This window comes from Marinifilum sp. (assembly GCF_965230805.1).
Taxonomy (GTDB): domain Bacteria; phylum Bacteroidota; class Bacteroidia; order Bacteroidales; family Marinifilaceae; genus Marinifilum.
The window spans coordinates 3,884,286-3,905,700 of sequence record NZ_OZ246019.1; the positions used below are offsets into that span (position 1 = coordinate 3,884,286).

At 33.6% G+C, this 21,415-nt stretch carries 16 protein-coding genes and 1 tRNA gene; 7 read left to right on the forward strand and 10 right to left on the reverse strand.

Annotation, left to right across the window (positions count from 1 at the left end; genetic code table 11):
* Nucleotide 1: 1 nt before the first annotated feature.
* Nucleotides 2–961, forward strand: a complete 960-nt coding sequence (locus ACO05S_RS15200; RefSeq protein WP_421918862.1) for a hypothetical protein — start codon at nucleotides 2–4, stop codon at nucleotides 959–961.
* 104 nt (nucleotides 962–1,065) lie between these two features.
* Here the strand turns inward: ACO05S_RS15200 and ACO05S_RS15205 are convergent, their stop codons facing one another.
* The 6 genes from ACO05S_RS15205 to ACO05S_RS15230 all read right to left on the reverse strand — a co-directional run bounded on the left by ACO05S_RS15205 (nucleotide 1,066) and on the right by ACO05S_RS15230 (nucleotide 5,159).
* The gene (locus ACO05S_RS15205; protein ID WP_421918863.1) at nucleotides 1,066–1,266 is read right to left on the reverse strand and encodes a hypothetical protein; all 201 of its coding nucleotides are present in this window, start codon (nucleotides 1,264–1,266) and stop codon (nucleotides 1,066–1,068) included.
* A 60-nt stretch (nucleotides 1,267–1,326) separates the two neighbouring features.
* On the reverse strand, nucleotides 1,327–1,500 hold the full coding sequence (locus ACO05S_RS15210; RefSeq protein WP_421918864.1) for a hypothetical protein: 174 nt from the start codon (nucleotides 1,498–1,500) through the stop codon (nucleotides 1,327–1,329).
* Between the two features lie 412 nt (nucleotides 1,501–1,912).
* Nucleotides 1,913–2,659 (reverse strand): hypothetical protein, encoded by a 747-nt coding sequence (locus ACO05S_RS15215; RefSeq protein ID WP_421918865.1) that lies wholly within the window; start codon nucleotides 2,657–2,659, stop codon nucleotides 1,913–1,915.
* A 119-nt stretch (nucleotides 2,660–2,778) separates the two neighbouring features.
* Nucleotides 2,779–3,171, reverse strand: coding sequence for a hypothetical protein (locus ACO05S_RS15220; RefSeq protein ID WP_421918866.1), 393 nt, complete (start codon nucleotides 3,169–3,171; stop codon nucleotides 2,779–2,781).
* A complete protein-coding gene (locus tag ACO05S_RS15225; RefSeq protein ID WP_421918867.1) occupies nucleotides 3,168–4,331 on the reverse strand; it encodes an SMODS domain-containing nucleotidyltransferase in 1,164 nt (387 codons plus the stop codon). The genes ACO05S_RS15220 and ACO05S_RS15225 overlap by 4 nt, the downstream gene beginning before the upstream one ends.
* A 12-nt stretch (nucleotides 4,332–4,343) precedes the next feature.
* Complete coding sequence (locus ACO05S_RS15230) at nucleotides 4,344–5,159, reverse strand: hypothetical protein (RefSeq protein ID WP_421918868.1); 816 nt, start codon at nucleotides 5,157–5,159, stop codon at nucleotides 4,344–4,346.
* A gap of 86 nt (nucleotides 5,160–5,245) precedes the next feature.
* On the opposite strand from ACO05S_RS15230, the gene ACO05S_RS15235 reads away from it, so the two are divergent.
* The 4 genes from ACO05S_RS15235 to ACO05S_RS15250 all read left to right on the forward strand — a co-directional run bounded on the left by ACO05S_RS15235 (nucleotide 5,246) and on the right by ACO05S_RS15250 (nucleotide 10,910).
* Nucleotides 5,246–6,247 carry a helix-turn-helix transcriptional regulator gene (locus ACO05S_RS15235; protein ID WP_421918869.1) on the forward strand — a complete coding sequence of 334 codons (1,002 nt, stop codon included), beginning with the start codon at nucleotides 5,246–5,248 and terminating at the stop codon, nucleotides 6,245–6,247.
* Nucleotides 6,248–6,389: 142 nt separating this feature from the next.
* A complete protein-coding gene (locus ACO05S_RS15240; protein WP_421918870.1) occupies nucleotides 6,390–7,406 on the forward strand; it encodes a PD-(D/E)XK nuclease family protein in 1,017 nt (338 codons plus the stop codon).
* 204 nt (nucleotides 7,407–7,610) lie between these two features.
* The gene (locus tag ACO05S_RS15245; RefSeq protein WP_421918871.1) at nucleotides 7,611–8,048 is read left to right on the forward strand and encodes a helix-turn-helix domain-containing protein; all 438 of its coding nucleotides are present in this window, start codon (nucleotides 7,611–7,613) and stop codon (nucleotides 8,046–8,048) included.
* A gap of 282 nt (nucleotides 8,049–8,330) precedes the next feature.
* Nucleotides 8,331–10,910 carry a tetratricopeptide repeat protein gene (locus ACO05S_RS15250; protein WP_421918872.1) on the forward strand — a complete coding sequence of 860 codons (2,580 nt, stop codon included), beginning with the start codon at nucleotides 8,331–8,333 and terminating at the stop codon, nucleotides 10,908–10,910.
* Between the two features lie 990 nt (nucleotides 10,911–11,900).
* Here ACO05S_RS15250 and ACO05S_RS15255 read toward each other — a convergent pair.
* Both ACO05S_RS15255 and ACO05S_RS15260 read right to left on the reverse strand, forming a co-directional pair.
* Nucleotides 11,901–14,300 (reverse strand): FlgD immunoglobulin-like domain containing protein, encoded by a 2,400-nt coding sequence (locus ACO05S_RS15255; RefSeq protein ID WP_421918873.1) that lies wholly within the window; start codon nucleotides 14,298–14,300, stop codon nucleotides 11,901–11,903.
* 900 nt (nucleotides 14,301–15,200) lie between these two features.
* On the reverse strand, nucleotides 15,201–15,650 hold the full coding sequence (locus ACO05S_RS15260; protein ID WP_421918874.1) for a DUF5675 family protein: 450 nt from the start codon (nucleotides 15,648–15,650) through the stop codon (nucleotides 15,201–15,203).
* A gap of 118 nt (nucleotides 15,651–15,768) precedes the next feature.
* Here ACO05S_RS15260 and ACO05S_RS15265 point away from each other — a divergent pair, with 118 nt between their 5' ends.
* Nucleotides 15,769–15,996 carry a hypothetical protein gene (locus tag ACO05S_RS15265; RefSeq protein ID WP_421918875.1) on the forward strand — a complete coding sequence of 76 codons (228 nt, stop codon included), beginning with the start codon at nucleotides 15,769–15,771 and terminating at the stop codon, nucleotides 15,994–15,996.
* 66 nt (nucleotides 15,997–16,062) lie between these two features.
* A complete protein-coding gene (locus tag ACO05S_RS15270) occupies nucleotides 16,063–16,686 on the forward strand; it encodes a DUF6266 family protein (RefSeq protein WP_421918876.1) in 624 nt (207 codons plus the stop codon).
* Between the two features lie 161 nt (nucleotides 16,687–16,847).
* Here ACO05S_RS15270 and ACO05S_RS15275 read toward each other — a convergent pair.
* Nucleotides 16,848–16,935, reverse strand: a tRNA-Ser gene (locus ACO05S_RS15275).
* A gap of 240 nt (nucleotides 16,936–17,175) precedes the next feature.
* On the reverse strand, nucleotides 17,176–21,066 hold the full coding sequence (locus ACO05S_RS15280; protein WP_421918877.1) for a hybrid sensor histidine kinase/response regulator transcription factor: 3,891 nt from the start codon (nucleotides 21,064–21,066) through the stop codon (nucleotides 17,176–17,178).
* Nucleotides 21,067–21,415 lie beyond the last annotated feature (349 nt).

Below are 21,415 nucleotides of genomic sequence, written 5' to 3' on the forward strand. Positions count from 1 at the left end.
CATGCAAACCTACACAACCCCCGATCCATTCTGGGCATCATTCAATAATACCCAAACCCATCAACAATTCATCCAAAACTACGTCATTCAGGGCCGCTTCCATTCCCTTGTCCCGGATGACATAGTCAAGGACTATAAAGTAGTTGAATACATCTTGGCATCAAGTTATTTTCATTATCCTTTGTTCGATGAAGCATTTCGAAAATTGGCTGCAATGTTCGAAATGGCACTAAAATTAAAATACAAACAAATTACCAATCAAAACTGGAGCGATAGAAAAGAGTTAAATGCAAGAGGGAAAAAGGAGTCGAACAATTTAAACAACCTAATAAAATGGTTAGGAAATAAAAATTACTTGCATCGGAGTTTAGATTATTATCATGCCATTAGAGAATTTAGAAATTTCCTAATTCATCAGGAGGTTGCCAATAAAGGATATTTATTGTTTCGAAATAAACTGATTGACATCCTAAACTGTTTCAATGAATTATTCATCCCTACTGAAATATTTGAAAACAGATCAAAGAAATTAGAACATTACAAACAAGAGATAGACAAACTATTTCAGAAAACGGTCAGTATTTACCACAATGGCAAAAACATTCATTACAAATCCATTGAGGTATTGTATTACTTGGAAAACCGTTTAATATTACGATTCACTCCGTTTTATTCCGAAGTTAAGTGTTCAGAGCAAAGCATGACTTGTCCTGAAGATTTAATTGTAACAATTAAAGATTTCTCTTTTCAAGGAAAAAATCTAATTGGAAGCGATCCCAATAACGAAAATCCTATATTGATATCACCATCAAACCAAACAATTTCTCAATTAGAAATTGAAAAAACGATAGAATTCCATAAAAGTCACTTTACAATACCATACTATGGAGCTTTGCAAAAAAAGATTAATGATTATCTCAACTGGGAGCTATATCAGGCAAATTGTATTATTAATTTATAAAAATCCCGTCAGGTAGCATTCTCCTGACGGGATTCTTTCCTTAAAACTGACAGCGTCCTACTCACCTGTCAGTATTTTTTTTTAATAGATTACGAATTGCTTAATCAACGCTTATGACAAGCCTCACAACAATGAGCACATCCATCAGCTGTACTATAGTAATTCTTTGCTGCAGCCACAGCTGAAGCACAGCCAGAATGAATTCCTAAATCTATCTTATCAAAAGGCATCCATGAACATCCTTCTTTATGTACTTCGTGATCGCCATTCGGCTGTTGGTTTTTATTGACGTAATATCTTGGCATTTTTTATACATTTTACCATTTCTGACCAATTTGAAGGTATGGTCTATTAACCTACAAAAATTACTTCTCTTTTCGGACTCCCTTAAAAGGCGAACCATCTTTTTTAACGTCCATGAAACGTCCAGTTTCAGAATCTCTTTTTACATATTGTTCCGTTTTTGGATTATACGTTTGAGATCTTTTTCGAACTGCACCTTTTCTGTGTCCATCACCTTTGGGTGGATTCGTTGCCATAATACATTTCAGATTAAAATGAGTTACAGAGGTAGCTTTTCCTCAAGCAATCGTAATTTCTTTTTTCTTTCAGTCAAAAATGATATTTTTGAGTCGCTAAAAACAAAAGTCATTTCGGCTTTCAGGCAGACCTTCACGATTTTACGGGTCTGCCTATTTTACATCAAACCCCTTGCCATTAATTATTTTACTGTCAAATTAGCAATTTCTAAATATGATAGACATATGGAATTATATACTATTCCTTTCCACGCCTGATTTATCAATACAAATAGACATGTCAAAAAAATGTCAGGCTGCATGTCATATTTTCTTCTCAGACAACAAAGTCTTTTATTCTTCTTGTAATCAGAATGTTTACAAGCCATGCTTTAACCAAAGTTCGTATTTAAACCAGCTTTAGGTTTCAATATTATTTTGACTCATGAGTATCGCAAAGTTCACTTGGCATAGCTACATGTAAAACAAATTCATGATTTAAAAATTCATTGAGGTGAGGATTTTTTGTAAAAGCAATCATCTTTTCTGTTAATTGCCTAAACCCTTCTTCTTTCTGACTTATTTCAGAGCTGCTCTTTAGATATTTTACTTCTAATTTCAGAACCTGATAACAGTAGCTGAAAAAACTATAATAATCCCTATAATCTTTTAAGAATTGTTCATCTTTGTTTTCTTTGTAACGATGATTTTCATTCATAAACCGAACCGAATTTTTCATATTATGCAATGCATATTGAATACTGTTTTGCATCGAAAAAGAGGTATTCCTAATGAGTAATTCATTTTTACTAAATCCTTCTAGGAAAGATGGAAAAGGGTACGATATGCCAAAGCTATTTCCCATGTGATTCACGTTCTGATATTGCCTGTATTTTCCATCATATTTAGCTAATTCAGTCAAATAGCCATTACTTAGTAGTGATTGACAGTTTTTAATTTCCATCATTCCTGCTTCAATAAGCTCTATAGTTTTATCTTTTTCAGTGTTTTGCATCTCTAATCTATTAAAATACAACCCCATAACAACTGCAAGAAAAGTACCTAGAATCGTTAAAGAGAGTTGAGTCAGATTTTCAAATCTTTTTAAATATGGAAAAAAGGCATTGGTTATTAGTGCGATAAAGATTATTACCGTTATTACAATAGTAGTTTTGATCATTTTTTTTAAAAGTTATTGTTAATTATTAAGTTTGAGACAAAAGAAGTATCTATCTATCTATGATAAAATCATCTAATCAGCTTGATATCATGTTTTGTACCTATAAAAATTGTGTATTTTTACCATCTATCTGGATGCGTTCCTCTCGCTACCCATTTCCCAGTCTCGTACCAAATCTCATAGTAATACAACCACCAGGTAATCCAAACTATGAAAGTCTCTGCGATTAAATCAATATTTGGATTGATCCTCTTAAAATCTAGGCATAAGGTTCCATCTGAATTAACGTGAGGTAATTCTCTTTTATCAGCTCTCATTTTTAATTTTGGAGATATTACTCTTACTTCTGGATTCCTAAATAATTGATATTTCACCTCTATTTCATAGGATGGGCTAATAATAGTAGGTTGCACCCTTCCTTTTAATATAAGTTGATTTTGACCTTTTATAGAACCAGACCAATTATCATAGGTCTGGTTCACTTTTTTCATTTGCTCTTTTAATGATATCATAGGTCAGCGTGAAAAATATTAGCTTTATCTTTTTGTTTATCCTTACCTGACAGTCCTCCTGCCATACCACTACCTACATGAATACCTGTTTGATGTTTATCACGCATTTTCTGCACATATTCACCTTGCGATCTCATGGCATTTTCAAATACTCCACTTCCAAAGTGGGATTTGAATAACTCAAATAAATCTCTACCATAGGATTCATTTAGCTTTCTCCATAAATCTTTTAACGCTTTAATGAATTCAATAAATGCTGCAAATAGTTCAGGTTTTTCTTCCCATTCCTTCGTAAATATTTCTTCAGGCAATACCGGATTTGAAATATGAAATTGTTGATAAGATCGTTTCTTCTTGGCCACTGCCAATTCGAATCGCTCTATTACCTGATTCATAGTTTCATAAATTGAATCTTCACCATTGTATAACTGTCCTACCAATGTAGTTAATACAATACTTGATGGTGCTAGATGCTCCCTGCGCTCAAAATAAATATCTCTATATCTTTTAATCAACTGAACAGCATGTTGCAAAGGTTGTTTCAAGTAGTTTGGATCATCTTTTGGTAATTCCTGTGCTGCTCTAATTTCCATGCCTTCATAGAAATTGTGCAAGTAGATCGAACTTTGTGAAATGTATTTGTTTTCAAACCATTTTGCATAGCCTTCCGGATTGCTGATTACCCAACTATGCTCCTTTTTGTCTGGAACCATAATTCTATTTGGATCTCCATAGCTGCTTTCCGTACAGGTTGGAATTATATCCATATGAAACTCATCTGCATAATCCAAGCGTATGCATCTTGATTTTTCTTTGACAAGCTTTTCCCAATTTCCATTTGATTTCATAAGACTCTTGAATTCCTTATAAATCTGCTGAAATGGCATACTTTGCCAATCCTTATTAATTTGAACAACAAAATCCAAATCATATTCTTCACCTTGTCTTGGGCGAACAGTTGTGCCTAATCGGTAGGATCCTTGTGCATAAATTTCAGCATTGTGAAACATTCCTTCCGATTCTTCTATAAAGGAACTTACAGCATCATAACGTTCCTCCACCAACTTTCTTCTGGATGGATTTAATTGTAATGATTCTGTAATTCGTTTAAGGATGTCATCCAAATACGCTTTTCTGTCTTCTGTTACTAACTTTCTCATTGATATAAAACTTTAGATTAATATTTCTGCACTGTGATCGGTAATAAGGAATGGAGCTTTTTGTAGTTCCGCCCTAAAACCTTGTTGTTTAATTGTATTCGCATCAACCCATTTGAATTTATCTGATTCAGGTTGATTAAGCATTTCTTTTAAATGGTTTAATTGTTTTCCTGTTGGAGATAATTCAACAATATCATAGATGTGAACTTCCTTACAATCCAAGTGTTCCGAATATTTTACATTCGTGACAACTTGTTTCCTAAAATTGATAGTTGGATAGGGAAATAAGGGTTTAGGTAGTATGTCTGTTTCAACCAGTTCTTCATAAAACTCCCTGTCGTAACTGACTTCTCGTTCTTTATTAGGTTGATTGTACCAATTTAAAAATCTACCCAATCGATAACCTTTAATATAAAGCCTAAGATCATCTTTAGAATTGCCTCCATTTGTAAACTTATCATCAGGTTCAACTTCAAGTTTATTCAAGAAAGAATTGGAATACTTTCCTCTTTTAAAGTTTCCACCTACTGGTTGAAACTTACTATGCTTCCTGCTTTTTACCAAAAGGTATTTATCTTCAACCTGTATTTTATAAAGATAGCTGCAAGATAATCGCAGATGCTTTACTGTTAAAGCTTTTGATAAAGTACCTATTACCTTTCTATTTTGAATAAACCAGTCCAGCCAGTTAGCGAAAGCGGTTAATGTCACTGCAAAACAACCTCCCAGAAGCATGTTCTTATGGTCTTTGTCTTCTATAAAAAGTGCAATTACTAATAAAACAACTGCAATAATTAAATTAATTAGTTTTGAATAACTTTCTTTCATTTGCGTATATTTACGTTTACATTTTATACAAATGTCAGCAACGTGACTCCAGAATAGCCACAGTCAAAATTTTAATTTCATTTTTTATGAGAAAAAAATCAATTCCAGACTTTCGCCACCAGGTAATCGATTCTTGCCTATGTAATAAATGCAACAAATGGACTAAGGAAAAATTAATCGAAAGGATTAACGAAAAGTTGTACGATCAACTTGGAATTGAAGGAATTTCGGAGTCTACTTTTTATAGTGATCTTAAGACTATGAGGTCTGAATGGCCAAAGGGTCATGACGCCCCTATCGAATGTGTTAATGGGGCTTATATCTATACTGATCCCAATTTTACAATTCAGAAAGGTAATTTGAAAGATGAAGATATTGAATCGATAAACAAGGCGATAGAGGTACTGTCTCAATTCAAACAGTTGGGGATTCATCATGAGCTCTCTTCTGTAAAAGAAAAAATACTGGGGTACAATTCTTCAGTTGAAGAAGAACACCTGATTGAATTTGAACAAATTTCTGTAAAAGGGACAGAGTTTATTTCAATTTTATATCCCCTCCTAAAGGAGAAAAGAGTAATTAAAATAAAATATCACCCATTTAAATATGACGAACCCAAAGAGTTTATTGTTCATCCATATTATTTAAAGCAGTATAAGCACAGATGGTATTTGGTTTCATTTTGTGAAACGCACATGGAAATAGCAACCTATGCCCTAGATCGATTTGTAAATATTACAGAAATGCCAGATATTAAATTCAGGGAGGAAGATTATACCAGACTTAAAAATCGATTCAAGAATATCATTGGAGTTACTAAAATTTCCGACTTAGAGCCTTTAGAAATTAAGATTTGGGTGGCAAAAAAATTGCTTCCTTACTTGTTGACGAAACAAATTCATAGATCTCAGAAAATTATAAAGCAGAATACACAGGGGGCAACTCTTAAGTTATTATTAATTCCGAACTATGAATTTTACTCTACAATTCTAGGGTTTGGAGAAGATATAAAAATTCTTTCTCCTCATTCAATCGTAGATAATATGGAAGAAAAACTTCACAAATTAATAGAGCAATACGAACACTAATTTACATTCCATCTTATTTTAAAAGAGCATGATTTTATAGACAGTATTGTCAAACATATGGTGTTCAATTAGCTTACATTAAAATTTTAGCATCATAAGGAACAAATACTTGCCTCAATAGATCATTCATAGTACATTAATAATGCAAAATCAATTTAATATTTTCGATATCCTTTTCAAGGATAATAAAGAATTGTCACATTCTGCAGTAATTAAATTCTTACTGGAAGAAGATGATTTTTTCTACACTCATTTTCTAAATACAACAAAACCCCAAAATCCTGAAATTCATTTAGAATACAAACTAAGTAAATACAATCGGGCAGATATTTTAATCACTGGAGAGGATAAAATAATAATCATAGAAAACAAGTTCAAATGTCTTCCCAATGCAAATCAACTAAATGAATATTCAAAAGAACTATTTGACTTACCCCAAAAAAAGGAAAACGAAAAAGTAATAGAAAAGTACTTACTTTATTTTCATGACAGTATTGATTTTCATATTCCAATTGATTGGAAGCAAATTACATATTTTAATCTGGTTGAAATATTGAATCAATATGCTGATAATAATATAATTAATCCTGATAAAAGAATCTTTTTAAAACATTATTTGGAATCATTAACGCACTATACTGAGAATTATTTACGCATTAAAAACAGGGATAATCTCGATGATTTCTTTAACATTACAGACAATGATTCTAATTTTTGGCTAAATATTATTTTTCATGAAATCAACTCCATCATCTCAAAAAAAAGAAATTACCCAACTTGGGTGGGAAGTGGTAGCACATATATACCTTTAATTAATATTCATTATCCAGCTTGGACTTACGACAATTGTAATAATGTTGAATATGTCATACAATTAAATGGTAAAAAATTAAAATATTATGCCCATCTAAATCGCATTGAAGACAATGAAGCCAAAATGATAATCGTTCAAAATGAAATTCAAAGATTAAATCAAAATGGCTTCGATTCAAAACCTTGTGGTGAATTCAAAAAAATAACCCAAAGAAAAGTCAAAACCTGCTTTATCTATCAAGAAAATATCCTCGAAAGGATAAAATCCGAAAATAAAATCGTCAACATCGATTCACTTATCTGGGCTATTGAAGATCTAATGGAACGTATCAATAAAGTTGCATAATGCTTCCTCAAACTTTGCTGAATGGCATCATTTTACGATTTAATCTTTATGTGTAAAGTAAGTATATGATTAAATATGAGTTGTCTTTTTGAGTTTTAATGATTTGTAAATTGGCAAATTTGCCAATTGGCAAATATCTTTGTAACTTGTTAGAAATTATTAATTAGAAGTGGCGGCAACACTATAAATACGGTAAATATTATTATGACTCAAGTAACATTTTTAGACAATGCTACCATCAATGTGGTGGCACTTGATGGAGAGATCTTCACGCTTAAGCCTTTTTTACCAGTTCCAAGAGAAAATCAACAGGACATAGCGAAATCATTAACATTCTACTTTAATGAGTGTTTCTCTGATGATAAAATGGCAATGGTGTATGATGTTTTAATGAAAATGATGGCAAATGTTGGTTTTTCATTTTCTTATGTCGGTAGCGATAGAAGTGAAGAAAGAAAACGAATCGGAGCCAGAATTCGTCAATTAAGAGAAGAGAAAGGCATTGAAGCAAAACAATTGGCAATAATGGCTGATATCGATGCAGCAAACCTCAGTCGAATAGAGAAAGGGAAATATTCTGTCGGCTTTGATATTCTTACCAAAATAGCCAATGCCTTAAATGTTAAAGTCGATTTAGTATGATCACCCGACTCCCAGCTCCCGCAAATTTGTAATTTGCGGGCTTTGAGTTAAGGATTTTGAATCCGGAGAAGATGAGTTTTATTTTCACCTAATCACCTTCACACCCACTTCATCCAAAATAAAATCCACAATAATACCTTTGCTTAAGAAGATTTGATTGTACGTGATAGATTCACTACAAATTATATTCTACGGAATTTGTTATTTAAGAATAAATTATTTTATATTTGCACAACATCATGGCAGATATTTCGCACAGCGACAATTTTTAATATTTTAGCTATGATGAACAAACAAATCAAAGAAGAAGCAAGAGACTTATATTCTAAAAAAGAATATATCTCTGCACTATCGCACCTACTAACTCTTAACGCAGATGATGCAGTTAAATTTTTAACTGATAATAGTGCTGAAAACGAGTGGTTCCAAAACTATAAATTTTGTAATAAGCTTGCACAAGATGAAAGTCTAATGCGTAAATTGTTGTGCATGGATCGTGCAGATGAAGTTTTGTATGAGAACTTTATAAATTGTTGGAATGTTGAAAGTAAACTAAATCCAAAACCTTTCCAATTAGCGGTACTAAAATTTTCGCCTGAACTTTTTGTTAATGCCGTACGTGTTTCCCAGGCATTTCTAAAAAATGACTGGTACGCCAATTCTAAGGAAATATCTCTTCCTTCCAATTGGGATACTCATAAGAAAGTATGGAAACACATTTCAGATAATGAAATGAAATTCTGGAATGGCGTAGAAGATTCCTTAATGAAATTGTTGGGATCAGAAATGCAACTTAACGAGGTCTTAATTGAAATCACGATTGCAATAGAAGTGTCTTTTTACAATGATAGAGGAAAAGTGAATTCGCATAATTTGGGAAGGTTGTATAGTGTATTAGTTCAATTGATTTTCTCAAAACTTCCCAAGGGGATTGAAATACCTTTGCCTAAGCCTGTGAAAATAAAAGAAGCATTTATTGCACGAGTAAATTCTTCTAAAAGTATTTTGCCTGACTTGAATAATCTTATTGTTGCTGTACGCAATTGGTTGAATTATATTGAAACCAGGGTGGAACCTTATTGTTTCGATCCAAAGATTACTCCAAAAGATAATGCCGGTCTTATCTCATTTAACAGAGAATCATCAGATTATTACAAATGGGAATTGGATGGAAAACGATATGAAATTAATAAGCTGGATTATCTGCTCGATGCTGAAGAAATATTTTCTAATCAATTAAAGAATGGTGTTTTTTCATTTCCGAATGAAGCTACGCAGGCTGATATTGATTACGAATGGAGATGTCAGACCCAAACACATGCACTTTATAATTTCATGAATGATCTGAATCTCTCAAAGTTTCCTGCAGCGAATAATTTAAATTCCGTAAGGATATTCCAACCGCTTATTTCATCTTCAAATATGATGAAATCAGTTATCGAAAATCATTTATATGGGAATAAAGATACTTTGAATTGGTTTGAAGCATACAAGGAGATGTACAAACAAGTTCCTGATTATGCAGAGATAGATAATCTGCCTTTTTTATTTATTAAACCTAAAGAGTTCTATGACACATTCGATGCTCAATCAAAAATAGAAAAGGATTATAATACTAGAGTTAAGTCGCTTTATAAGCCTATTAGCTTTAAGCCGCAAATAGGAAAAGAGATTGACCGGTTTAATTTAAAATATGATGTTTTTAAGAAGCCGTTTTTAAAATTGGGTGAATTCATTTTTTGTCCTATTCATTTTTTAGCCAATAACGATTGGTTTTATTCAATTTCTCAAAATGCTTTAGAATTGTTAGGAGAACCTTTTAATGATAAAGTACGAAAAGATACTGCGACTAGAATGGAAGAGAGGTTGAGGGATTACTTCACAGAGTTAGGTTTTAAGGTTAATATTTTTGAAGGACATGAATTTGGAGAAGGTTTGGGAGATGTAGATTTGGAAGTTCATGATGGGACACATACCATATTGATTCAGCTGAAAAGAACAAAAATGAGGCTGAATCTGAGAGATGCATACACTGAATACATTAATACCGATCGCAAAGCAAGCAGGCAGATAAATCGAGTGGAGAACTATTTTAACAGTAGATCTGGAGTAAAATACAAATGGATTGTTACCAATTCTTACGAAAATGTTTACACCGAAATAGATTCCTGTTTAAAAGTGAATTATTTTGATTTAATTACAATTCTTAAATCATTTACTTATCTAAAGGGTTTTTCAATTAAAGATTTGGTAGATCGGATAACTTCTGACTCTCAGATCTCAGATGTATTGGATTACAAAGCAATATTGGAACCGCAGAAATTAGACTGGTTTACCTTTAAAGATTTAATTGCTTCAGGCAAGTTTAAACGACTTTTTCCATGTCGAAGCGAATTGGAGATCTATCGTTCATATGATATCCCGCTTGATATTGTTGATCCAATAAACTATCGGGAGACAAAATTTGCATTCTCACAAAAGGGAATTGATGTGGTGCAAAAGTATAATAAAGCAGTGGATGCAGATAAAAAGGGTGATACTAAATTGGCAGCAAAACTTCTATGTGAATGTCAAAAGGAAACACCGGATGATATAGATGTATTAGGAGCTTTGGCAAATGTATTGGTAAATATGGGTGAATATGAAAAAGCCTATGAGTATTTTGAAAAAGCATTAGAAATCTCTCCAAAAGATCTTTTTGTACTTCGAAATTATTTTCTTGCACTTACAGAGGACAAAAAAAGTAGCAAAGTCATACAGGTGATGAAGAAGCTTCAAAAAGAATACTGGTATGTTGATTTACGACTATTAAAGCCAATTGGAGATATGCCTTTTGAGAAGATTTATCAGGAATTAAAGTAATTGGAAATAAGGCGTTCACTCCTCGGGCCTCGGCAAAAATTCCGCCAGGGCTTTCCAAAATCCTGTTGCCCATTTTCGCTGGTATTCCAACACTAGCTCTATAACTTTTAATATTGGGTCTCAATGGGCAACAGGCATTTGTCAGAGAATTCACCCTTGCTTTAGCTGGGGTGTTTGTTTTTTCAGGGTCTCACTTCAGCTGAGGCCCTGAATTAGATCAATCTTAACTACAACAAGGGTTCACCCTGTCACAATTTTTTCGCTCAACCACTCGTCGTTCACAGCAATTCCCGGCTCCCTTGTTCCTCGACTTTCCAATAAAAGTTAGTCGGTGCCTTGTCTCAATTATTCTTATTTAATACTATAGGTTTCTGAGCGTAGTCGAAGAACAAAAAAGCCTCCATTGCTCATTGAAAGCGAGCCTGCTGGGTCGGGTGCTATCAGTTTTTGTCATCTTTTTTGAGCGGCCACGGCCAGTACTTTGCCCTGGTAAAAATTTTGCATTTCCAATAAAATAAAGGCAGTTTCTAATGGAGAAGGAGAGAGGCAAAAGAAGAGAACTGTCATTTACTCGCAAAATTTTCTACCACATCAAAGCACTTTTACCTACGCACCCGGGTCAAGCACCTCCAACCCAATTGTTTTCTCATACATTCCATCCGCAAGCATTCAAAAACAAACAACCCAGTGCTTCACCCGGCAACATCCACCACAGCTTCAAAAAAGCCGCCAAAAACTGCTGGCTGTCAATCACAGAAAACAAGTTTCTGTTTTACTTGCCAGTCACACCCTCCCACTCGCGGGCGGCTCGCCTCTCCGTAGTAAGCGCCGCTACTGACCACCACAAACCCCACCACCACCCATAAAACTTTTTGCAGGAAGCAAAGAGTTAACAGGACAGGGGGTAATAAACAAAAGCCTGGATTCATAAATTTGAATCCAGACTACATTTAAACTAGTTAGTGATGATAGTATTGCTATGAAACATTCTTATTTTCTTAATACAGCTTTTCCTGAAGCAACAACAGAATTGTTGGCAAGTAATCTGTAAATATAAACGCCACTGGCCATTTTATTACCGCTGGCATCAGTACCATCCCAATCCACATTAATACTTCCGGGATCAATCGTACCGGAATAAAGCACACGTACCAATTGACCTTGCATGTTGTAAATCGAAAGAGTAACATCACTCTTTTCTGTTACCCCAAAAGTAAATGTGGTATTTGAATTGAATGGATTTGGATAATTTTTAACAAAGCCAGCTTCTGGCAATATCTCTTCCTTTTCTAAACTCTTTTCTGCTGTTAGACCAGATTTAGCATAGATACCAGCAATCATATCTAATGGTGCATCTCCAGTCTCATAACAACCACTATATGTCTCGTATGCAGGAGTATCTGCAATAGCCATTTTAGCTGGTGCAGAAACCAACATTCCAAATTGACATGTTTCTATTGCTTCATTGCCTACTTCATCTTTTAAGGATAGATGCACAGTATAAACCCTTCCATTACCACGAAAATCAAACTCTCGTTTTAAATCAACCGATTTACAATCGTCCGAAATAATAATATCTTTTTCCCCCTGATTTCTTAAGCGTAAAGACCTTCTCGTATCTTCCGGTTCGTCACAAGTAACCTTGGTGATGACAACATCATCAGGAGAAAGATCAGAGCAATTGTCCGATACCGATTCCACCAGCTGATTAATTGTAATCGTTTCATATTTCCTCTGATGTTTCAATAGATCAAAGTTTTCACGGCTTGGTCTGCGAGGTGTTTCATAAATCTCATTGCTCTTAAAGTTAACTGGCCATAGTGGTACTTCTTCACTTTTATAGTTCGATGGGAAAATTGTAAAAGAATAAGCCAAAAGCTCTTCAATAACCGGAGGCGTCACATCTTCTACAATCACAATTTGTTCCTGGGTTGCTACATTCCCATTCCCATCATCATAAGTCCAGATAATTGTATATGTACCCTGTTCGGTATACTCAAGAGGATCTTCTGTTGTTCCGGTTATTGTTCCGGCAATTGCATCTGTCGCTGTTGGTATGGTATTTACATTAACAGAACATTCCCCATTTAGATCGGGAAGAGTTGCAATATCAGGAACAGGAGGATCGTAATCTCCTCTTAAGGATTGTAGTGTATCCCAATCCTCTTTAGTCAATTTTTCCAACTCTTCACTTAAACCAAATACTTGTTCATGATTACCCAATAAACCTGCTGCATATCTATAAGGAGCTTTAAAGCATAACCTCCAGTTTCTGTTTCCAATTTTTAAAGTAAAAGATCTTAACCAGAGTTTTTGACTTGGAACTGATACATAATTACTAAATAATAAGTCAGCAAGAAATGAAGTGTTTTTTAGTGTACTCCATCCTGTGAATCCATTCATAATTGAGGCCTGACTTTCAAAATCTGATTTATTACTAAACTTTGACAAATTCAGTATTTTATTTTCATAGCCATCCCATTCTTTTGATGTAAGCAATTGTTCGGCAATAGCAGTTGTAATATTGCTAACTGATTTCATATCCTTAACAAATGATGAATCTCGAGTAGAACCAGTTGGTTTGGTACTATGTCCATCATTCTGACAATTACCGACCATAGTTTCGTGTCCTCCAGGGACTTCCACCAACCAAACTTTAGATTTGGTAGGTAATTCACTTTGGTCAGGGATTACTGGTTCAAACATATACGACCTTTCATCTCTCGCATATATTCCAATATATTGATTAACCTTTGCGGGAAGAACAAGATCATACCCATGTCGGTAAATAGGATCTGGATCTCCAGGTACAGGATCAAATGCAAGTATGTTGATTTTCTTAATTTGATTATTATCAGCAACTCTTCTGGCTATTTTCATACAAAGTATGCCACCACGACTAAAGCCAATTAAATTTAATGTTATTCGCCCCCCTTGACTAGAAATTTTACTAAACACCTTTTGTCCTTCATTTAATACTTCCTCCCAGCCGCGATTCCCAAGGTCAGCATTTGCTTTCTCCAGGACATTAACAAAACTTGGTCCATATCCAATGCCATTTGCTATATATTTATAGTGCTTCTTTCCTGTAGTTGTGAATATATCGGTTACAATATTTGTCTTAGGATCAATAATTTTATTTATTGGTGTTGAACTATCATTATAATACAAGTTGGCAACTAATTCAGGAGTGACCTCCCATCCTTGATGATTGGGTAGCCACCATGTTTCTGCACAACCTGAGCCACAAAAATAAATGGTTAATACCTTATCTTGAGCAAAGCTATTTCCTGATGCAAGTATAAAAAAGAGTAATACTAGTAATCGGATTAGTACCTTATGGATCTTAAACAAGCTAATTTTTAATAATTGTGTGTAAATCTTCATCATTTGTTCTTTTTAAATCTTATAAACGAGCACAATTGGAACTCAATACATGAAATTATCATGCACATAGGAGAGGTCTAACTAAAAAGAATTCAGAAAGATCTGTTCAATTGTGATAATAGAAACAATTCCTTACATCACGAAAGGAAAATGAGAAGTATAATTTTGTAGGAGTTTCAATTCCAATATTTTAATGGGATTAAGAAATTGGAATGGAATAATTTTTCAAATTTGTTTAAATTACGAAAGTAAAGGTGTGAATTTGAATTAAGATGATTTTAGCTTTTTCAGGATAAGTTGAAATCGTCTATATGATTCCATTAAATTTAGAGTATAAGTAGGCATTTATTCTAAAAATATGCTTTCTGGATTTCATTTTTTATAGAAACATAAGTTAATGTTTTTTTGTGCAGAATTCAATAGTTGAAGGTTTTTATATTGTTGTGTATTAGTGTTCTAAGTGGGTATTGTGATTAATTTAAATTTATCGATAGATAAAAATAATGGAGGAATATCACTATTTTGTACATTAAATGTGATGATTTTAAAAAAACTAAATAGGAATAAATTTTAAACGAATAATAAGAAGTCATTTTATTAAATATGAGTTAGTTAAAGAAAAATTAAATAGTTTCTGTTCATTGTTTACGGATAATTGATAACTGAAAATTCCCTCCTCCTTGATAAATAAAGATATTTCCTCTTGCAGTTCCAATATCAGCGGTTTAGTACGCGTAAAGTTTGCAGCTTACTCAACAAGTCAAGCTTATACAAAGTTTTAATGGATTTTTTTATGGTATAATTATTCAGGATAAAATAATCCATCAAAAAGCTTGACATCCCACCCGCATTTCGGTCATTTTTTGATGCTTATCAGATAGCAGGAAAAGCCCTGGATGAGGATCAGCTGTTGATAATCTCAAACACCACCTCTTTCCCTGATTCAATTGCCTGATCAATCAAACAGGTCAATTCTTTCTCCAGACTTCCCTGAATTACCTCATCCGAAATCCGGTTCCTGGCAATGAGAATACACCCCGAAGTATCAGTGTGCCGGTTCCCACCATGAAAGCGAATTCCGGTAAATTGAACACCCAAAGCATCTATGCTTCCATCATCCTGATTGTAAATCAAACACATTCTCCTTTTAAAATGATTGCTGTAATTAATTTTGATTTGATAGATATAAGCAGGAATCGCAGTATGTCCTATGACTTTAATTCCATGCGCACGTACGGTATCTTCCAGAGTATATCCAAAAAATACACCATTAACAAACAATTTTCCCGATGTCGCCTGTACAGAATACCTGTCTCTGATTAATCTGAGCTGTAAATGTTGTGTCTCTTTCATCTCGCAAATATTAATTTAAAGCAGTGTAGTGTAAACTAAAGTAAATCAATCTGTTGGTGTGGATTTCTCTGGGAAAGATACATAAGTTTGTGATAAGTATTAACCAAATTATCAGATTATGAATAAGATATCATCATTTTTAGTCGGGACTTTATCTACTATGGGATTAGCCGAATCTTTAGGTTTGCAGCCAGAGACATTGGATGCTGTTCAAACTTTACCAATTGACAGTCCTGAGGCAGTCGTTTCTGTGATTGGTGGAGCCATCTCTACTATCATCGTAACCTTACTAAAGCGCTGGTGGAAAAAATTGGATGAGAAAAAGAAACGGACTAATACTACCTAGGGTTCAAGTCTGTATCTGTCTCAATTCTATGTTTACTAACTAATTACTAATTAAAAACCTTTAATTATGGGGAAATACAATCAAGGAATCCTGGGGCCATTTACGGGGAAAGTGGGCTCAGTAGTAGGTAGCAGTTGGAAAGGTGTGAATTACATCAAGTCACTACCAGGTCCAAATGCATCAAATACGGAAGGGCAACAAAAGCAACGCAGTAGGTTCAAAGCCGTTGTAAGTTTTGCCTCTTCTTTGTTGGAAACACTCATTCGTCCTGTTTGGAATCTTTCAGCAGGAAAAATGACCGGCTACAATTTGTTTGTGAAAACAAACATTGCTGCCTTTGATGAAACGGGAGATTTATCAAACTTCTCTCAATTTAGAGCATCAGTAGGTAATTTGAGTTTGCCAGCTAATCTTACCATCCAGGATGATACCGAAGTGTCATCAGGAATCGAGATGAGTTGGAAGGATGAAAGCGCTACTGGAGTAGGGAATGCTAGTGATAAATTACATTTGCTTGTAATGAGTGGTTCAAAAGTTCATATGATCCATTCCACTGCAGCAAGATCTGATCAATCTGCAGAGATTACCCTTCCAGTGGATCCAGGAGCAACTCACATTTATGCTTTCTTTGGAACAGTAGAGGCTGATGAATACTCTTTAGACCAATACCAAATGGTTAATGTGACTTAAGATCTTGTAATTTTAGGGTGCTTAAAGCTGCTGCGATTTTCGTGGTGGCTTTTTGTTTTTTATAGCAAAAAAACGTGCAAATTGTTTAAACCATGTTTAAACCAAACAAAAATATGAAAAAAAGCAGCGTTTTTACAAAACGCTGCTTTCCTTTGTTTATGCGGAAAGGAAGGGATTCGAACCCCCGAAACGCTTTTGGCGTTTACTCGCTTTCCAGGCGAGCCAGTTCAACCACTCCTGCACCTTTCCAGTTTCGCAATAATTGAGCTAGAACACAAAAGTAGAATAAATTTACATATTTAAAAACAGGGGGGACAATAAAATTTCTTTCTCTCTTTTGTTAAAGAATGAGACTTGTTTCGAACTGGTGATAATTTTTTCCATTTGTCCAATTGAAATCGCAAAATAACAATGATCATTACTGTCTATGTTTAATAATTATTTTAATCCTGTCAAAAGGAAAATTGGGAAACAGATTTAACGGTAATCTCAAATTTTGTGTAGATAATTTGATGGACTTACATTAAACTCTTTTTTAAAGCAACGCGAGAAATAGGAAATATTTGTAAATCCCACAGCATACATTACTTCGGTAACATTCATGTTTCCTTCTTTTAATAATTGTGCAGCTCGTTTTAGTTTTATCGACCTTACCAACTCGGCTATAGACATATCGGTTGTGGATTTAATTTTGCGATACAAAGTTGAATAGCTAAAACCTAAATCTGCACATAATTGTTCGTTGTCTAATTCGGGATCAGACATATGGTCTTCTACATACTTTACAATTTTCAGTAGAATTTTTTCTTCTACAGATTGCGTTTTTATTGGTTGTGGAGTGGTAATATCTTGAATAGCAATGTTGCCAGTTCTATCTGTATTTAGTTTTAGCAAGCTTTCGATATAAGCTTCTAATAGTCCAATATCAAAAGGTTTTGGCAAATAACAATTGGCGCCACAATTAATTCCTTTAATCTCATCATCGATTAATGTTTTTGCCGTTAACATTAAGATGGGGATATCAGGATACAATTTTTTTACTCTTCTCGACATTTCATAACCATCCATTACTGGCATCGAAACATCACTTATCACAAGATCTATATTCTCTTTTTTTAACCTTTCAAGACCTATTTGTCCATTTGCAGCCGAAAAGAAATTATATTTTCCCTCAAGACTAATTTGAATAAACTCAATAATTTCAGGTTCATCTTCAACAATTAATACATTTTTTCGATCTTGACCCGTGTGAAGATTTTCGGTTTTTGTTAGCTCTTTCTTAATCGAAGTTTCTATTTCAGGTGTTTCTTCCTTCCTGATAAATTTGTCCTGTTCTTTAATGTGTTTATTTCCCAATGGAATTAAAAGTTCGAAACTAGTTCCCTTATTAAGTTGGCTTTGAAGTTTTATTGTACCAGAATGACGTTCGATATATTCTTTTACCATTGATAAGCCAATGCCGGAGCCTTGTTGCTTTCCTCTGTTTTTACTTGATTGAAAGAACCTTTCAAAGACTTTATCTTGTTCCTCTGGAGGGATACCAACTCCACTATCTGAGACACAAATCGATAAAGCTCCACTGTCACAATCCGTTTGATTTACTTTTTGAATACTAAGCGATATTTTTCCGGGTGCTTCGGTGAATTTAAAAGCGTTTGACAGCAGGTTTGATACGCAGGTTTCAATTCGTTGGATATCAACCCAAGTTGCGATGTGAGATTCCGAACAGATAAATTCGTATTCAATGCCTATGTTTTGTGCATGAGATTGGTATAAAGTGAAAATGTTTTTCAATATTGGGATAATATTATCAACTCGTGTAACTCTAAGTCGGATGGTATTACTCTCAACCTTTCTAAAATCTAAAATTTGACTTACTAATCGTTGCAAGCGGTTACTGTTTTGCAATGCAATTTGTGCTTGTTTTTTGATAGAAATGGGCAGATCCGGATTTTGATTTATTTTTGTTAGCGGTCCAGAAATTAAACTTAATGGAGTTCGAAGCTCGTGAGAAATATTGGTGAAGAATCGTTGTTTAGTGGATATAATTTCTTCGTTATGCAGTGCCTTAAGCTTTATAATTTTCATTTCATTTGTACTGTGAAGAATTCTTAGCCTAAATGAAACAAATAGGTAAATCAAGCTAATGGTGATAATAATATAGATTCCTATTGCAATATTGGAAAATAAAGGATGTGGGCTTATAATCAATTTTAATTTGCTTGCGATGTTCATTGCATTTCCGTAATTATCAACACCCTTAACTTTAAAAGTATATTTTCCAGGTCGTAAATTAGAGTAATTAATTGATGTATGTCTGCCACTAGTAGTTTGCCATTTAGTATCAAAGCCTTCTAGTATGTATTTGAACTTGTTCTGTTCTGCGGTCGAATAATTAAGAGAGGCAAAATCGAGTGTAATTGAATTTTGAGAATAGTTTAGAATGATATCATCCAGGAATGCAATATTTTCACGTAAAACTACTTTTCCTTCAAATTTTTTATTTACCGGTACAGTTTTGTTTTTAATTTTGATATCGACAATCTTAATTTGCTGTTCTGTATGGTGGTTGTTAACAGATAAGTTTTCATTAAAAATAACAAAGCCATCATATCCCCCAAAAGCAATCTTGTCATCCATACTAATGCAGCAACAGTTAAAAATTAACCGATTAATTAACGACTTTTCTTTAATAGAGAAATACTCAATTTGATTTTTTTTATTCAACTTAAAAACAGTTTGTGCGCCCGCCCCCCAAACGTTTCCATTCTTATCGCAGATAAGATTCCCTAGTCCTGATAAATCTGATAGGCTTAATGAAATCTTTTTTAATTGGTTTGTCTTGCGATCGTATTTTATAATTTCTTTACTGGTTCCAAGCCAAATTAAAGAATCGCCACAAGATGCAATATTTTTGGAGTTGTTGGTAACAAAGGACTCTAATGACTTGGTAATTGTAATCCTGTTTTCTACAAAGTCAAAATACTCCAAGCTTCTATTTTTAAACATCCAAAAGCCATTCTTTTCAAATAATAATTTTCCGTTATTGGATGTTTTAAATTGTTTAATGTTATAATTCTTATTTGAATCCCTTGTGATTTGAAATAAATTTTGTGCATGGTTTATTACCCAAAAATGATTGTCATGGATTAAATGCAAGCTAATTGGATATCTCAATTTATTGTCGGTCATCAATCCCGTAGGCAAACTGGTCATTTCTTTGGTTTGATTATCCCAAATATTGATTCCTGCCGAAGTTGTGATGTAGATTTTGTTATTAAAATAATCGATGTCATTTATTCTCGTAGCCAGTAGCTTAAAATTCGAATATTCATCTTCAATTGCTGGCAGGATTTTATTCTTGTACCTTAAAACACCTGAGTTAGTTGCTAGCCAATAGGTAGAATCGGAAGCAAATGTGATTGCTGAAATTCTATTTGCAGCAACAGTCCTGTCTGGCGTTGTGTTAATAATTACCGTTTTTATCGGAATTGGTTTTGTATCGGTAATGCATAAAGAATTTCTTGTACCAATCCAAAGAACATTGTTTTTATCTAAAAAGGTATTAAATACATAATTGTTTCCCAAACTGGTAGGTATTAGGGCTTGATGAAAGTAGCTCTCCATTTGGTAAGTGTTCTTATTCATCTTATAAAGTCCCATTGTTGAACCTATCCAAATGTGTTGTTCTTGAACCGTAATAGAGTTAATTAAATTGCTTTTAAGATTTGAATTGTCTGTTCTAAAAGCCTTGTATGTTCCTGTTTGCGTATTAAACAGACACAGTCCAGTTTGTGTTCCTATCCATAAAGAATCGCAATTGTTTTTTGCATAAGCTTGAATAGAAGTAATCAGATTATTTGCAATATTAGGATTAAAATCTTTTTTAAGATCATAAATAGTAAGCTTGAAATCTGATAAAGAAATACGGTTTAGTTTGTTAAATGTTCCTGCCCATAAATATTCATTATTAGGAGTTATATACAAAGAGCGAATACGCTTGTGACTCAAATCAGAGTGAGTTTTGAGCCACGATAATTTACCCGAACTTTTATTAAAGTATGCAATCCCTCTGTTGGTTCCAATCCACAAAATGTCTTTATGATCTACAAAAGCACTTAAGATATTGGCTTTTTTAACATTTGTTTTTCTTAAAACCTTGTTTGTTCTGGTATCATATAGGAAAATCGTTTTCCTACTACAAACCCATAGGGCATCTTTTATACTTTTTGATGGATTAATAAATTCAATGTTCTTATTGTTGAACCTGTTGATACTTTTACTATTTAAGCCATTGTATTTTGATAATCCTCTCAAACTTCCAATCCATATAAATCCGTTATTATCTTGCGATATATGATTTATTGATAATGCTAGCATATCCTCCTCAATAAACTTATTGTTGAAAATTTGCTGCGCACTTGAATAGATGGAGCAACATTGATATAAAATGATGAATAGAAATTTTGTGAATAATTTCATGCAATAATTAATAATAATAAACTTAACCATTTAAAAATATAAAAAACCTATAGTAATAGATTGTTTTACGCATTCATTTCATAAATAAATTGCTGCTTTCGTTATAGTTGAACAAATAAGTCAAGGATTTGAATAAATAATGCAAGTAATCAATACACAGGAAAAGTTTTTGAATAAATAGTGAACACAATTGAGGTGAATATGGGATAGATTTGATATGTGCAAAAATGCATCTAATTTCTAACCT

Excerpts from the sequence above, each read along its gene's own strand:
- ACO05S_RS15250 (WP_421918872.1), top strand. The coding sequence starts at position 8,331 with ATGATGAACAAACAAATCAAAGAAGAAGCAAGAGACTTATATTCTAAA.
- ACO05S_RS15220 (WP_421918866.1), bottom strand. The coding sequence starts at position 3,171 with ATGATATCATTAAAAGAGCAAATGAAAAAAGTGAACCAGACCTATGAT.
- ACO05S_RS15240 (WP_421918870.1), top strand. The coding sequence starts at position 6,390 with ATGCAAAATCAATTTAATATTTTCGATATCCTTTTCAAGGATAATAAA.
- ACO05S_RS15235 (WP_421918869.1), top strand. The coding sequence starts at position 5,246 with ATGAGAAAAAAATCAATTCCAGACTTTCGCCACCAGGTAATCGATTCT.
- ACO05S_RS15215 (WP_421918865.1), bottom strand. The coding sequence starts at position 2,659 with ATGATCAAAACTACTATTGTAATAACGGTAATAATCTTTATCGCACTA.
- ACO05S_RS15260 (WP_421918874.1), bottom strand. The coding sequence starts at position 15,650 with ATGAAAGAGACACAACATTTACAGCTCAGATTAATCAGAGACAGGTAT.
- ACO05S_RS15265 (WP_421918875.1), top strand. The coding sequence starts at position 15,769 with ATGAATAAGATATCATCATTTTTAGTCGGGACTTTATCTACTATGGGA.
- ACO05S_RS15200 (WP_421918862.1), top strand. The coding sequence starts at position 2 with ATGCAAACCTACACAACCCCCGATCCATTCTGGGCATCATTCAATAAT.
- ACO05S_RS15225 (WP_421918867.1), bottom strand. The coding sequence starts at position 4,331 with ATGAGAAAGTTAGTAACAGAAGACAGAAAAGCGTATTTGGATGACATC.
- ACO05S_RS15270 (WP_421918876.1), top strand. The coding sequence starts at position 16,063 with ATGGGGAAATACAATCAAGGAATCCTGGGGCCATTTACGGGGAAAGTG.
- ACO05S_RS15210 (WP_421918864.1), bottom strand. The coding sequence starts at position 1,500 with ATGGCAACGAATCCACCCAAAGGTGATGGACACAGAAAAGGTGCAGTT.
- ACO05S_RS15230 (WP_421918868.1), bottom strand. The coding sequence starts at position 5,159 with ATGAAAGAAAGTTATTCAAAACTAATTAATTTAATTATTGCAGTTGTT.
- ACO05S_RS15245 (WP_421918871.1), top strand. The coding sequence starts at position 7,611 with ATGACTCAAGTAACATTTTTAGACAATGCTACCATCAATGTGGTGGCA.
- ACO05S_RS15205 (WP_421918863.1), bottom strand. The coding sequence starts at position 1,266 with ATGCCAAGATATTACGTCAATAAAAACCAACAGCCGAATGGCGATCAC.
- ACO05S_RS15255 (WP_421918873.1), bottom strand. The coding sequence starts at position 14,300 with ATGATGAAGATTTACACACAATTATTAAAAATTAGCTTGTTTAAGATC.
- ACO05S_RS15280 (WP_421918877.1), bottom strand. The coding sequence starts at position 21,066 with ATGCTAGCATTATCAATAAATCATATATCGCAAGATAATAACGGATTT.